Annotated in this window: 8 protein-coding genes and 4 pseudogenes; 8 read left to right on the forward strand and 4 right to left on the reverse strand. The window is 70.4% G+C overall.

The window, feature by feature from the left end:
• Window positions 1-43 precede the first annotated feature (43 nt).
• Entirely contained in the window at window positions 44-1,012 is a 969-nt protein-coding gene (locus ACZ5K7_RS07975; protein WP_468911714.1) for an SDR family NAD(P)-dependent oxidoreductase, read from the forward strand.
• 84 nt (window positions 1,013-1,096) lie between these two features.
• Here ACZ5K7_RS07975 and ACZ5K7_RS07980 read toward each other — a convergent pair whose 3' ends face one another.
• Complete coding sequence (locus ACZ5K7_RS07980) at window positions 1,097-1,657, reverse strand: TetR/AcrR family transcriptional regulator (RefSeq protein ID WP_468911717.1); 561 nt, start codon at window positions 1,655-1,657, stop codon at window positions 1,097-1,099.
• Window positions 1,658-1,735: 78 nt separating this feature from the next.
• Between ACZ5K7_RS07980 and ACZ5K7_RS07985 the strand changes: the two genes are divergently transcribed.
• Window positions 1,736-2,545, forward strand: a complete 810-nt coding sequence (locus ACZ5K7_RS07985; RefSeq protein WP_468911720.1) for an SDR family NAD(P)-dependent oxidoreductase — start codon at window positions 1,736-1,738, stop codon at window positions 2,543-2,545.
• 23 nt (window positions 2,546-2,568) lie between these two features.
• Here ACZ5K7_RS07985 and ACZ5K7_RS07990 read toward each other — a convergent pair whose 3' ends face one another.
• Entirely contained in the window at window positions 2,569-3,732 is a 1,164-nt protein-coding gene (locus ACZ5K7_RS07990; RefSeq protein WP_351691624.1) for an alpha-hydroxy-acid oxidizing protein, read from the reverse strand.
• Window positions 3,733-3,866: 134 nt separating this feature from the next.
• On the opposite strand from ACZ5K7_RS07990, the gene ACZ5K7_RS07995 reads away from it, so the two are divergent.
• Window positions 3,867-4,883: an Lrp/AsnC family transcriptional regulator gene (locus ACZ5K7_RS07995; RefSeq protein WP_468911724.1), complete on the forward strand. Its 1,017-nt coding sequence runs from the start codon at window positions 3,867-3,869 to the stop codon at window positions 4,881-4,883.
• Between the two features lie 92 nt (window positions 4,884-4,975).
• Window positions 4,976-5,686: a rhomboid family intramembrane serine protease gene (locus tag ACZ5K7_RS08000; RefSeq protein WP_351691618.1), complete on the forward strand. Its 711-nt coding sequence runs from the start codon at window positions 4,976-4,978 to the stop codon at window positions 5,684-5,686.
• 164 nt (window positions 5,687-5,850) lie between these two features.
• Here the strand turns inward: ACZ5K7_RS08000 and ACZ5K7_RS08005 are convergent, their stop codons facing one another.
• Entirely contained in the window at window positions 5,851-10,089 is a 4,239-nt protein-coding gene (locus ACZ5K7_RS08005; RefSeq protein ID WP_468911727.1) for a S8 family serine peptidase, read from the reverse strand.
• Window positions 10,090-10,291: 202 nt separating this feature from the next.
• Between ACZ5K7_RS08005 and ACZ5K7_RS08010 the strand changes: the two genes are divergently transcribed.
• From ACZ5K7_RS08010 to ACZ5K7_RS08025, 4 genes and pseudogenes are all read left to right on the forward strand, one after another.
• Window positions 10,292-11,278 (forward strand): TrmB family transcriptional regulator, encoded by a 987-nt coding sequence (locus ACZ5K7_RS08010; protein WP_468911730.1) that lies wholly within the window; start codon window positions 10,292-10,294, stop codon window positions 11,276-11,278.
• Window positions 11,279-11,307: 29 nt separating this feature from the next.
• Window positions 11,308-11,605, forward strand: a pseudogene (locus ACZ5K7_RS08015) (UTRA domain-containing protein); the annotation flags it as partial.
• Window positions 11,602-11,781: pseudogene (locus ACZ5K7_RS08020) on the forward strand (YdcF family protein); the annotation flags it as partial. The pseudogenes ACZ5K7_RS08015 and ACZ5K7_RS08020, both read left to right, overlap by 4 nt.
• Window positions 11,777-12,241, forward strand: a pseudogene (locus ACZ5K7_RS08025) (XRE family transcriptional regulator); the annotation flags it as partial. The pseudogenes ACZ5K7_RS08020 and ACZ5K7_RS08025, both read left to right, overlap by 5 nt.
• Here ACZ5K7_RS08025 and ACZ5K7_RS08030 read toward each other — a convergent pair.
• A pseudogene (locus ACZ5K7_RS08030) lies at window positions 12,225-13,014 on the reverse strand (NUDIX domain-containing protein). The pseudogenes ACZ5K7_RS08025 and ACZ5K7_RS08030 overlap by 17 nt on opposite strands.
• Window positions 13,015-13,043: the final 29 nt, after the last annotated feature.

A 13,043-nucleotide genomic window follows, 5' to 3' on the forward strand; every position in this document is an offset into this window, starting at 1 on the left:
GTACCAGTCCAGCCGATTCCACCCTCACCCCCTGGAGAGCGCCATGTCCCACAGCCTCGTCACCACCCCCTTCGGAGCACAGACCACCGCCGCCGAGGTGCTCCTCGGTCTCGACCTCGGCGGCAAGCGTGCCATCGTCACCGGCGGAGCCTCCGGTATCGGGCGGGAGACCGCGCGCGCCCTCGCCGCCGCCGGCGCCGAGGTCGTCATCGGCGTCCGCGACCTGGCGGCAGGCGCACAGGCCGCCGAGGAGATCACCCCGGCCGACGGCCCCGGCACGGTCCGCGCAGCCCTGCTCGACCTCGCCGACCAGTCCTCCGTACGCGCCTTCGCGAACGCCTGGCACGGCCCCCTGCACATCCTCGTCCTCAACGCCGGCGTCATGGCCACCCCGCTCCAGCGGACGAAGGAGGGCTGGGAGATGCAGTTCGCCACCAACCACCTCGGCCACTTCGCCCTCGCGACCGGCCTGCACGGCGCCCTGACGGCGGCCGGGGGCGCACGCGTGGTCGCGGTCAGCTCGGTCGGACACGTCAACGGGGACGTCCTCTTCGACGACCCCAACTTCGAGCGGCACCCCTACGACCCGTGGGCGGCCTACAGCCAGTCCAAGACCGCCAACGTCCTGTTCGCCCTCGAGGCCGCCCGCCGCTGGGCCGCCGACCTGATAGCCGTCAACGCCCTCAACCCCGGCCGTATCACCAGCACCCGGCTAGGCCGCCACATCGGCGACATCTCCAACAGCCCGTCCACCTTCGACCCCACCAGCACCGACGTGTCCTGGAAGAACATCGAGCAAGGCGCCGCGACCTCGGTCCTGCTCGCCGCCTCCCCGCTGGTCGAGGGCGTGACCGGACGCTACTTCGAGGACGTCAACGAGGCCGGCCCGCACCAGCCCGGCATCCGCCGCGGCGTCGCCGCCCACGCCCTGAACCCCGAGCACGCGACCCGCCTCTGGCAGCTCTCCACCGACCTGGTCACCACCACGCCAACAGTCCGAACCCTGCTCTGACCAGGGCGACAGTCCCACGACAGCCACACCCCGACACCCGCACAGCCCCGCCTCGACCCCCAGCCGCCACGGTCATCACGGCTGCTACGAAAACACCACCGCCACCGCCACCCGGAGTTTCTCCACGAACTCCCCCCGGTCCGCGACCCGGTGCTTCCACCCCTCGCCGGCCGCCTGGAGGACCTCCGCGATCTGACGGGGTGTGACGTTGCCCGTCTCCCGGCCGGAGTCGGCGATCGCCGTGGCGAGGGTGTCCAGGAAGGCGTCGCGGTGGTCGTCGTACATGCCGTGCAGCTGGGCGGTGCTGTGCTCCAGCAGGTCGTCGACGCCCTCGTTGAGGTGTGTGCCGACGTACCGGCCCAGGTTCGCGTCGAGCGCGGCCACCAGACGCGCGTCGAGATCCGCGCCGGGCGCGGCCAGCGCCGTACGGACGTCGTCGAGAGCCCGGTCCAGCTCCTGCCGCATGGTCTCGCGGAACAGCTCCTCCTTGCCGGAGAAGAGGAAGTACAGGCCGGGGCGGGAGATGTCCGCGGCCCGGGCCACCGCGTCCATCGACGTCTTGCGGTAGCCGAACGTGGCGAAAACGCTCAGCGCCGCCGCGAGCACCTGCTCGCGGCGCTGGATGTCCCCTCGGGTCGCGGTCATAGGCACACCATACCGACTGGGCGTGCTATACATGTTTTGTAGATTCTGTTTAGTGGAGTGAGAGCGAGAGAGCACATCATGAGCAAGACCGTTCTGATCACCGGCGCCTCGACCGGCATGGGCGAGGCCCTCACCTTCGAGTACGCGGCGCGCGGCTGGAACGTCGCCGCCACCATGCGTGACCCCGCCAGGGCCAACCAGGCCTTCGCCGGCCTCGACAACGTCCTGGTCACGCGCCTCGACGTCACCGACGCCGCGAGCATCGAGCAGGCCGTGCGGGAGAGCGTCGACCGGTTCGCCGCCGTCGACGCGGTCGTCAACGCGGCCGGCTACGGACAGGTCGGCGCCGTCGAGGAGGTCAGCCCCGCCCAGGTGCGGGACCAGTTCGAGACCAACGTGGTCGGCATCGTCCAGGTGGTCCAGGCCGTCCTCCCGCACATGCGGGAGCGCGGATCCGGCCACATCCTCAACATCGGCTCCATGGGCGGCCACGTCAGCCTGCCCACCATGGCCGTGTACTGCGCCTCCAAGAGCGCCGTGCAGAACCTGACCGAGGGACTGGCCAAGGAGCTCGGCCCGCTGGGCATCCGCGTCACCCTGGTCGAGCCGGCCGGCTTCGACACCAACTTCGGGACCAGCTCCAAGCTCCCGGCCAGGTCCGTCCCGGACTACGCGGACGCCTACGCCACCATGGCCGAGTTCGCCAAGCACGCGGTACGGGGCGACCTCACCAGCTCCATGGCGGCCGTGGCCGACATCACCGGCGCCGACGAGCCCCCGGTGCACCTGGCGGTGGCCACCGCCGGCCTGGAGATGGTGCGCGGCCACTTCGCCGAACTCCTGGAGGAGTACGCCCGTTGGGAGTCGGTCACCGCCACCACCGGCTGACGACCGCTCCCGCGGCCGGCGGGTCAGGCGACGCGCCGCAGCGCCTCCGGTGTGAGATCGGCGAGCGTCGGATACCCGTCGACGGCCATGATCAGGTCGGCCTCGGCCAGCAGGGCCCGCAGCACATGGACGAGGCCGGCTTCACCGCCGTACGCGAGACCGTACGCACAGGGCCGGCCGACACCCACGGCGGTCGCGCCCAGGGCCACGGCCTTGACGATGTCGGCTCCCGTCCGCACCCCGGAGTCGAACAGGACGGGCAGGCCGTCGGCGGCCTCGACCACGCCGGGCAGCGCGTCGAGGGCGGGCAGGCCGCCGTTGGCCTGGCGGCCGCCGTGGTTGGAGCAATAGACGCCGTCCACGCCGGCGTCCTTGGCCCGGCGGACGTCCTCGGGGTGGCAGATGCCCTTGAGGATCAGCGGCAGATCGGTGATCGACCGCAGCCAGGGCAGGTCGTCCCAGGTGAGCGGGTTGCCGAAGATGCCCGCCCACAGGGCGACCGTACCCTGCGGGTCCTCCTCCGGACTCCGGCCGCCGAGCAGGGCGCGGAAGACGGGGTCGCTGGTGTAGTTGGCCAGGCAGTTCCCGCGCAGCTGCGGGAAGTTGCTGGTGCTCAGGTCCCGCGGCCGCCAGCCGGTGATCCAGGTGTCCAGGGTGACCACGATCCCCTTGAACCCGGCCTGCTCGGCCCGGTGCACCAGGCTCTCGGCCAGCCCCCGGTCGGTGGGGGTGTAGAGCTGGAAGAAGCCCGGGGTGTCGCCGAACTCGGCGGCGACCTGCTCCAGCGGGTCGACGGTCAGCGTGGAGGCGACCATCGGTACGCCGGTCCGGGCGGCGGCGCGGGCGACGGCGAGATCACCGTGGCCGTCCTGCGCGCACAGCCCGATCACCCCGACCGGCGCCATGAACAGCGGCGCGGGCAGCCGCATCCCGAACAGGTCGACGGACAGGTCCCGCTCGCTCGCCCCCACCAGCATGCGCGGCACCAGCCCCCAGCCCTCGAACGCGCTGACGTTGGCCCGCTGGGTCCGCTCGTCGCCCGCGCCGCCCGCGACATACGACCGCACCGAGGGAGCCATCGCGGCCTGGGCCAACGGCTCCAGCTCGTCGTACGTCATCGGGAACCGGGGCGTCACCCCGCGCAGCCCATCGAGGTAGATCTCGTTCTGGTAGTCGGCGAAAGCCATGATCCAGACCTCCTTCACGCCCCCGCCCGCCGGATACGGGCCCTCGGGTCCACAATGAGAGAGTGACGCGGCACAGCCCCGAAACGCAGGATTCTCGCACTCCGGGCGCACTGACGCAGGATGCTGTCCCCTCCTTGCTGAGCGAGGACGAGCTGGCGCTGATCAACGCCCTGCAACTGCGTCCGCGCGCCTCCTGGACCGAGCTCGGGCGGGCCCTGGACGTCGACCCGGTCACCGTGGCCCGGCGTTTCCAGCGCCTCTCCGAGCAGGGCGCCGCCTGGGTCGGCTTCTCCCCCGGCCCACGCCTCCTCGAACAGATCTGTGTGGCCTACGTCGTGATCGACTGCGCCCCGGGAACCACGGCCCAGGTCGCCGAGGCCCTCGGCGCCCACCCCCACATGGTCACCATCGAACGCACGGCCACCGGCCACGACCTCCTCACCACGGTCGCCACCCGCGACCTGCCGGCCCTGTCCCGCTACACCCTCGACCGGCTCCCCCACCTGCCCGGCATCACCGCCGTACGGTCCCGGATCGTCACCCACATGTTCACCGAGGGCGGCCACTGGCGCATCGCGGCCCTGGCCCCCGCGCAACGCGCCCGGCTGGCACTCCCGCCACCGCCCGGCACCACCGCCGGCCCCGCCGCCGAGGCCCATCCCATCGACCGCGCCCTGGTCACCCACCTCGCCCACGACGGCCGCGTCTCCTACCAGACCCTGGCGCGACACCTCGGCGTCAGCCTCTCCACCGCCAAACGGCGCGTCGAAGACCTCACCCGCCGCGGCCTGCTCCGCTTCCGCTGCGACTTCGCCCGCCCCCTCGGCGGCTGGCCGGTCACCGTGACCTTCTGGGCGAAGGTGCCGCCCGCCGACCTCCCGCACATCGGCCAGTCCCTCATCCGCCTCCCCGAGACCCGCAACTGCGCGGCGATCAGCGGCCCCCAGAACCTCATCCTCCAGGCCACCCTCCACTCCCTCGCCGACATCCCCCGTCTGGAGGCCCAACTGGCCACCGCCCACCCGGCCCTGGACATCGCCGACCGGGTCGTCACCCTCCGCCAGGACAAACTCCTCGGCCGCCTCCTTGACCCCCACGGCCGCTCCACCGGCGTCGTACCGGCGGATCTGTGGGCGGAGCCGGCGCTCTGACGGCGGGACGCAGGGTCCGGGGCTGCTGTCGGTGGGCTGTCGTACAGTGCGGCGTGGTGGGGACGCGGAAGCCGTTCGAGGGGGAGCCTGCCGTGGATGTACCGAAGAAAGCGCGGGGCGGCGGGGTGCCGGGCAGTCCCGAGGAGATGATCGCGGAGGCGCGGAAGGCGTTCTTCGTGATGTTCGCGCTGCTCGCCGTCGTCTGGCTGGTGCAACTCGCCAACTACGCAGACCACTACGCCCTCTCCCGGGACTACGCCGTGGTCTCCGGCGACGTGGGCACGCTGCCCGACATCCTGGTGGCACCCCTGCTGCACTGGAGCTGGGCGCACATCGAGAGCAACTCCGGTCCCCTGTTCGTCTTCGGTTTCCTCGCCGCCTACCGCGGGGTGCTGCGGTTCCTGGGGCTGACCCTGCTGATCGCGCTGAGCAGCGGTGCCGTGGTCTGGTTCTTCGAGAAGGGCGACGTGGCGACGGTCGGCGCCAGCGGCCTGATCTTCGGGTACTTCGGTTACGTCGTCGTACGCGGACTCTTCGACCGGCACCTGATCGACACGCTGATCGGGATCGTCATGGGCGCCTCCTTCGCCTACCTCCTCACCGTGGCCGTGCCCGGCACACCGGGGGTGAGCTGGCTCGGACACCTCGGCGGGCTGCTCGGGGGCCTGCTGGGCGCCTGGCTCTTCCGGGACCGGCGTCCACGGGCCGGCACCGGCGAGGGAACCCCGCGAGCGGTGACCGGCGACGCCGCGCAGCCACGCTCCGACCTGTACAAGGAACTCGGCGACCTGGGGCTGCTCTGACGGCACGTCGTCCCGTACGGCGCCTGTGCTGTCAGCAGTCGATGTCGACCAGGGCCGGCCCGGACCGAGTGGGCCGGAGCGGGCGCCGCCGGTCCTCCGAAAACACCGCGGGTCCGCGGGCGCCGTGGCGTCCGCGGACCCGGGTGGTCGAGCAGCGGGCCGGGTCAGTAAGAGAACTGCTGGATCTGGCTGCCGTCGCCCGCGTACGTCCAGCCGGTCCGGGTCGCCGGGTCGAGCTGCATGACGCGCTCGCGATGGGTTTCGAGCCGGCCGTTGTAGGACCCGAACAGCGGGTACTCGACGCCGGTCACGGTGCGCACCGTCCGGCCCGTCTTGAGGTCGACGACGGCGATGCGGCCGGTGGCGTTGTTGTCGCCGAAGCCGTACTGCTGGAAGCCGCCCGTCGGCTTCAGGTCCGGGACCCGGAAGGCGAACAGTGCCAGGTGGTGCACGCCGTCGACGGCGAGCGCGAGGGGCGCCTGCGCCATGCCGAGACTCACCTGGTCCCCTGCGGGCAGCTGCGCGAAGTACCCGGTACCGGCGAAGTTGACGCTGAAGGAGTGGTACCAGGTTTCGTAGAGGTGGCCCTTCTGGTCGGAGGCGAGGTCGGTGGCACAAGGGGATCCCCCCTGGCTGCGGGTGACCGTCGCGCTGTCCAGGTCGATCGAGGCCACGGTGCCGGCCCCGACCGAGGCCAGGCAGTTGATGGCGGACCCGGACTTCTGCGCGGAGAAGACGCCGGTCGACTCGTCCACGTCCAGCAGGCCGTACGAGGTTCTCCCCTCCGAGGCGGGCTCCAGCTGGAGCGGCGTCCCCTGAGTGCCGGTCGCCGTGTCCACGGGCAGGACGAAGCCCGCACGGTCGCTCGAACGGTAGGCGAGCACCGCCGCACGGTGGCGCTTGGCGTCCACCCGCCCACCCGTCACGACGTACTGGTCGTCGATGCGGACGGGGCTGCCGACCGCGTCGCCGGTGCTCGTGTCGTAGGTCTCCAGCCACTGCTCGCCGGTTGTGGTCTGCTTGTGCAGGACCAGCGTGTGGTGGGCGGAGTCGACGCCGAACACCTCGTAGATGGAGCCGTACGCGGGGTCGCTCGTCAACTTGCGCCCATAGGTTCCGGTGGCGGCGTCGTAGTCGTACACCGAGCCTTCGCCGGTGGGGCTTTCGACCGCCGCGACGGACGTGCCGCCGGGGACGATCGCGAAGTCGGTCAGGTTGGTGCCCTCGGGTGTCGGTCCGTCGTCGTATGCCAGCAGTGACGTCGGCGAGGCCTGCCCGACGATCCGGCCGTGCCGGTCGACGGCGAACACGCGCAGGTCGTAGGCGATCGACGAGGGCAGCTTGAGCGCGAGGGCGTCGAGTGCCACCGTGCCTCGGGTGCCCGTCAGCGAGCGGTCGAGCGTGGCCGGGCTGTCCACCCCGTCGTGGTCGCGGGTGGTGCCGTTCTGGTTGCTGACCAGGTTGTACGAGCCGTACATGTTCGGCCCGGGCGCGGAGAACTCCAGCAGCGTGCCGGTGGCGCCCTTGACCTGCGATACGTCGTAGTGCACGGAGAACTGCGGTGCGGCCCGGTTGATCTCCAGCAGGTGACCGAAGTCTCCGGATGCCTTCGCGGCCAGGGTCGGCGCCGCCGGGCGTTGCGAGGGGTCACCGCCGTCGACCCGGATCGAGGCGAACTCGCCGTACGCCGGGCCGCCCCTGGAGCCGGCTGTGGGGTTCTGGAGGATGCCGATCCCGTAGATGCCGCCACCGGCGGAGAAGGCTCCGGCCGGGACGGTGACCGTGCCGCGAAGTTCCGTCAGCGGGGCGGTGTAGGAGGCGGAGAAGATGGGCGCCGCCGCGGGGTTCCAGTGGCCGACTCCCGACACGACCAACTTCGGCGAGCTGACGTTCCGCACTCCGGTGAGGTCGTAGCTCACCTGCACGGAGTGTCCCGCCTTCACCACGGGCCGGACCACCGGGGCGAGTGCCTCGGCGTACCCGCCGTCGGTGGGGCCGAAGGTCAGCTCGTGGGTGGCCGAAGCCAGCACCTGGTGGCCGTGGCGCGCCTCGAAGGTGAGCGAGACCTGACGGTCCGTCGTGGAGACGACCGGCAGTCCGGCCGCGGTCAGCATCTGCGCGGGGGTCAGCCGGATCGCCGGCACATCGGAGGTGAACTCGTGCTTCCCGATGCGCAGCGCGTAGCTGACGCCTTGCCGGTCGGACAGGCCGGTCACGTCGGCGCCGATGGTCACCGGTCCCACCAGGCCCTCCCCGGTGGCGCCGGCGCCCGTGCCCGGTCCGGCCAGGTCGATGTAGCCCGGGTCGGTGCCTTCGGTGTACGCGCCGCCGAGACCGCCCGTGGTCTGGCGATGCGCCACGGAGAGCCGGACGATGCGGGGCGTGCCGGTGTGGGCATGGCTGCCGTGCGCCTTGGCCAGGACCGCCTGCAGCGCGGCGGTGACGTCGAGTTGCGGGCCCACGTGCAGCGGCTGGTCGATCTGCGGCGGCGTGGGCACGGCCCGGCCGGTGCGCTCCAGCAGCGAACGGACGTCGTCGGGCGACGGGTGCTGTCCGGTCAGCCGGGAGGCCTGCAGGACGACCGCGGCGGCGGCCGCGATCTCGGGCGCGGACGCCGAAGTGCCGCCGTTGAGGACCTCCGTCACCGACTGCGCGGTCTGGCCCTGGTGTTCGAATGCGGGGATGCCGTCGCTGGGCGCCGAGACGTTCACGCGGGTGCCGAATCCCGAGGAGAAGACCTCGGAACCGTTGAGCCTGGTGGTCGCCCAGGTGCCGTTGGCCGACGCGGCGCCGCCGTTCTGCGGGGGAACGGACAGCGTGTCGTCGGTCGTGGTGCCGCCCGCGGCGATCGCTCCGGAGTCCAGCACCTTGCTCGGCGTGGACGACAGCTGGTCGTCGTCGATCCGGGTGGTGTCGGCGGCCTTGCGCGTGACGTCGGTCGCGGTGCTGCCGCCGTCGGGCCCGACGGCCGCGTTGGTGAACAGCCGGGTCCCGTCGTTCGACGAGACCACCACGGTGATGCCGTACTGCTGCACGATCGACGCGATCACGGCCTGCTGGACCGGGTCGTCCTCCAGGTAGCGGCCGGGGAGACCCGCAGCGTCGGTGCCGTAGCCGAGGCTGGCGGTGATCACGTCGGGTCGCGGCTGCTGCCGGGCCGCGGCCAGCAGCGCCACCGCGATCTGGCTGAACGTCGGCTGCTGCGGAACGACGAGCCGGTAGTCGGCACCCGGGGCGATGCCCAGCAGGTCGGAGGACCCGCTGCCCTGCATGCCCGGACGCTGCAGTTCGTGCGGAAGCGGCGCCATCACGGAGAAGTCCAGCAGCACCTCGCCCAGCGCAGAGTCCTGCCCCTGGGTCGATCCGGTCGGGTCGAGTGCGCCGGTCGCGTCCGCGGTGTAGGTGGGGATCAGGGGCATCGTGGGGATGTCCAGGTACCGCTGGCCGTTCTGGACGACGGTCGTCGGCCCGCTCGGGGCGAGGTCGGGCGTCTGCGCGTCGGTGAGGTCGCCGACCGAGACGTTGGTGATGGTCTCACCGGTGCCCGGCAGCTGGCCGAACTTCTGCTTCAACACACTGAAGGCGCCCGTCGCGTTGACGCCGCCGGCGTTGAGGAAGCTCTGCGCCGATGTGCCGAGAGCCGCGTTGCCGGGCACACCGTCGGTGCCGGTCGCACCGCCGCCCTGCCCCTTCTCCGACGAGCCGGCCTTCCCCGCCGCGGCGCTCGCCGAGGACGGCAGCGGCACGGAGCCGGTGTTCATGGGGGAGACGGTCTGGTCGGGCTCCGCGTAGACGACACCGGGTGTGGCGGCCAGCGCCCGGGCGGCCGCCGTGGCGTCGCCGCCGGCGAGCTGCACGACCTGGACCTTGGACAGGTCGATCGCCCCGGCGCCCAGCTTCGCCTGCGCGGCTGAGCGCAACTGCTTCGCCTGGGCGGCCGACAGTTGCGGAACCAGGGGCCGCATGGAGACCGCGTGGGCCCGCCGGAGCGCGGTGTTGACCGCGGTGTCCGAGGTCAACGGGGTACGGGCCCGCAGACTGCGCTGCTTGCCCAGCGACGTGCCCGTCACCTGGGTGGCCGAGCCGAGTACCACGAGGACCTGGTGGGGGCTGTTCTTCGCCGACTGCGCGGGCGTGGGCTTCAGGAACGAGCGCCACGGACCGAGCGCCGAGGAACCGGGTATGGAGGGCAGCGCGGCCCCCGTACCGGGCTGTGCCGCTGATGAGCTGCTGCCGAGCTGGGTCCTGACGGCCGGCGACCGGCCGGGATCAGTGGCCGCGGAACCGGACCCGGAGGAGCTGGAGGGAAGCGCGGCCGCGGGTATCGTTACGGCCGCGGTGATGGCCACGAGCGCGACACCGACGGCACCAAGCCGTCTGCCACGCGTGTGGGCATACGTCATGGGACACCTTTCTCAGGGAGCGGATCCGCGAGCACGGATCCACACCGGAAGGCTCTGCCCGCTCGAACGTGCACAGGACAGCGCCGACTTCAGCGTGAAAGATGTCAACCGCGACCGACGAAACACAAGGTTGAGAGGCCGGCGGATCCCTGCCAGGTGGCGGAAGCCGCCACGAAAATGGGCGGACGGTATGGAATTTGACGTGCTCGGGCTTGCGGAGGAAACAGAACACGTCTACGTGGCACTGGTCCGGCAGCCTCGCTGCACCTCTTCGGAGTTGGCCGATGTCTGCGGCATGCCCGCGACCACCGTGGGAAGACTGCTGTCCAAACTGGTCAAGGTCGGGCTCGCCGTGCAGGACACCGGACGCCCGTCACGCTTCACCGCGGCTCCCCCGGATGTCGCCGTCACCGCGCTGATAGACCAGCGCGAGCACAGGCTCAAGGAAGCACGAGCCCTGGTACAGCGGTTGACCGAGACCCACCGGGAGGCGGCCCGGATCAGCCAACGCGACATGGCCGTCGAACTGCTCACCAGCCGTGAGCACATCAACGCCACCGTACTCCGGCTGACTGTCGACGCCCGCCGCGAGGTGCGTGTGTGCGACCGGCCGCCCTATTTCGACGGCCCCGGCAGCAGTCTCGACAGCCAGCTTCAGCAGCAGCGGCGCGGCGTGATCTACCGGGTGATCTACGACCGCGAGGCGGTGGCCTGGCCCGGCAGGCTGAACAACGACATCGTGCCCAGCATGAAGGCGGGCGAGCAGGCACGGGTACACCCTGAGTTGCCCCTCAAGCTCGTCATCAGCGACGACCGGGCGGCCATCCTCCCCTTCAGCCTCGGACCTGGTGACCAGTCAGTCGCCTACCTGGTCCACCGCTCCCCCGTGCTCGTAGCCCTGGAAGCGCTCTTCGAGGCACAGTGGGAGCGCGCGGTGCCGCTGTCGGACGCCCCGCTGCCACCCGGCGACGCCACCACCGCGGCCGAATCCGAGGACGCGGAACCTGATGAGAAGACTCGGTCCCTGCTCGCCCTGCTCGCCTCCGGCCTCAGCGACACGGCCATCGCGCGCGCCCAAGGCTGGAGCGAGCGGACCACCCAGCGTCGCGTCCACCAACTCATGTGCCAACTCGGCGCGTCCACCCGCTTCCAGGCGGGCCTCACCGCCGCCCGACGCGGCTGGCTGTGAAACGAACACCAGCAGGCCCGACCCCCGCGCCCGCACACGTCGAGGGGACACGAATCGTCGACCCCACCCCGGGGCCGGCCGGCCGTGGCGGCGGATACAGGGTCCTGTATGACGCCGGGTACGAGATTGACCACATGAAAAGAGGGGTTGTTCGCCCGCGCCCCCACGGCTGAAGAGGTGAAGCTCCTACAGCTTCCAGCAGGTGCACCCGTGGTGGAGCTTCATCGAACCACCTACACGCTGATGGCACGGTGGTTGAGTTCGCAGTCGGACGAATTCAAGGTTCCTGACTCAGCCCGCGACCAGGAGAAGGAAGGCTCGCCGTGATCTCCGTACAGGACTGGGAGGACACTCAGCTTCTGTGGGACTACCAGCAGATGCACCACGAACCGCGCCCATGCTCGGTCGGCATCGGTCTAGGTAGTCACGATCTGGGAGTGGCTGACACAACCGTCGACCTGTACCAGCGCGGGATGATGCCGCTGATCGTCTTCACGGGTGCGCGACGCGCAGCGCACCCTTGGCGGGGACGGCTCACCCCGGCTCCGGGCGTGGCTCCATGCAACCGAGGCGGAATTGTGTGCGCACGCCGAAATGGTCGACGACTGTCATCGTGCGTTGGAAAAGGCTGCGAAGTGCATCCCTGAAGGAAGTGAAGACCGAGACCCCGACATGCTGAGCATCTTTCTCAATGGCTCACATCTCGCGCGGTGGCAGGGGAATGTTCTTGCCCTACTCGGCGACTCTGGCGCTGTGACCAGCCTCTATGACGCCTTGAAGGTGATGGACCCCACCTTTGTACGAGCAAGGGCCGGAACGCATGCGGATTTGGCACAGGCGCATTTGGCGCGAGCCGAGTACGACGACGCTCAGACCCACATCAGGCAGGCGCGGCTACTGGCGAGCCGCACGGGGTCCGTGCGGCAGCGCCGTCGCGTCGACCTGCTCAGTGAGCGGCTGTAGCCCGCTGCTTGCTCCGGGTGGCAAGGATGTGTAGCAGAGCAACAAGGGTGCCGGAACCCATGAGATCACCGCGTGCCATGAGCGCAGGAATATCCGCCAACGGCACCCATTCGATGTGTCCTGATTCTTCGAGGTCTGTCGGCGAGCCCACCTTTTCGGCACCGTAAGCGACGAAGATTTCGTGTGGTGAATCCACCATGCCGACCATGGGCTGATAGGTGACGACGTGCTCTACCGAATTCGGTCGCCAGCCCGTTTCCTCTACGACTTCCCGCAGTGCGGTATCCGCCGGCTCTTCCCCCGCGTCCACAATGCCGCCCGGTAGTTCCCAACCGAATCGCTGAGGAACAAACCGGTATCGCCACATCATCAGGACACGGTCTTGATCGTCGACCACAGCAGTAATCGCCACGTGTTGGAGCTTCACTACGTGGTGCTCGAAGCGCTCAACGCCGGGCGGCTCGACATCCCACAACTGGAGCTTGACCCACTGGTTGTCGTAGAGGTCGCGTTCGCCATGGATGCGCCACGGCTCTAGCCCCTCGGGTGTCTGTACGGTCACCCCACCTGGTACCCGGTACGAACTGCGGCCGCGAACCTCTAGGGACCCCTCGGAGACGAGACGGGCAAGCACCTGCCGAAGCGCCGTCCGGCCGATGCCAAGTTCCTCCGTCAGGCTGCGCTCGGACGGGAACTTGTCGCCGGCGCCGTACTGGCCTGAGGCAAGCCGTTTCTCGTAGCGTCTCGTAGACCTTGGTTGTCTTTGGGCCCATCCGCGGAGCACTCTCCAATCTCAAGTGGT

It is taken from the genome of Streptomyces sp. NPDC031497, assembly GCF_055580905.1.

Excerpts from the sequence above, each read along its gene's own strand:
- ACZ5K7_RS07980 (WP_468911717.1), bottom strand. The coding sequence starts at position 1,657 with ATGACCGCGACCCGAGGGGACATCCAGCGCCGCGAGCAGGTGCTCGCG.
- ACZ5K7_RS07990 (WP_351691624.1), bottom strand. The coding sequence starts at position 3,732 with ATGGCTTTCGCCGACTACCAGAACGAGATCTACCTCGATGGGCTGCGC.
- ACZ5K7_RS08005 (WP_468911727.1), bottom strand. The coding sequence starts at position 10,089 with ATGACGTATGCCCACACGCGTGGCAGACGGCTTGGTGCCGTCGGTGTC.
- ACZ5K7_RS07975 (WP_468911714.1), top strand. The coding sequence starts at position 44 with ATGTCCCACAGCCTCGTCACCACCCCCTTCGGAGCACAGACCACCGCC.
- ACZ5K7_RS07985 (WP_468911720.1), top strand. The coding sequence starts at position 1,736 with ATGAGCAAGACCGTTCTGATCACCGGCGCCTCGACCGGCATGGGCGAG.